Source organism: Acinetobacter sp. S40 (assembly GCF_016624705.1).
Taxonomy (GTDB): Bacteria; Pseudomonadota; Gammaproteobacteria; order Pseudomonadales; family Moraxellaceae; genus Acinetobacter.
The window spans coordinates 1-335 of the sequence record NZ_JACVTU010000045.1 but is presented as its reverse complement, the minus strand read 5'-3'; the positions used below and the strand labels follow the sequence as shown (position 1 = coordinate 335).

Below are 335 nucleotides of genomic sequence, written 5' to 3'. Positions count from 1 at the left end.
TGTGACTTTTGCAGTAGGATCATCAACCGTTCCATGCAATGCAGGTGTATTGTCATTGGTTAATAAATTATCTAAAGTCACTGCGGGGGCTACACCATCAACAAGCACCTCTGTAGGTGGTGAAGTATTTCCAGCTGGATCCTGAGCAACCACTGTTATTTTATCGCCATCCTGAAGTCCAGGATTTGGTACTTCCCATTTCCCATCAGCATCGGCAACCACTGTGGCTGTAGTTCCATCAGGAAAAGTTACTTTTACTGTGGAACCTGCTTCCGCTGTTCCTGTAATTGCATCTGTATCATTGACTGGATTGACAACAGGGGCAGTTGGCGCCA

General features: G+C 46.0%; 1 protein-coding gene. It reads right to left on the bottom strand.

Features of this window, described 5'->3' with window-relative positions; all coding sequences use genetic code 11:
* Window positions 1-335: Ig-like domain-containing protein (locus IAE19_RS16495; RefSeq protein ID WP_227612319.1), on the bottom strand; the 335-nt coding region annotated here is incomplete at both ends.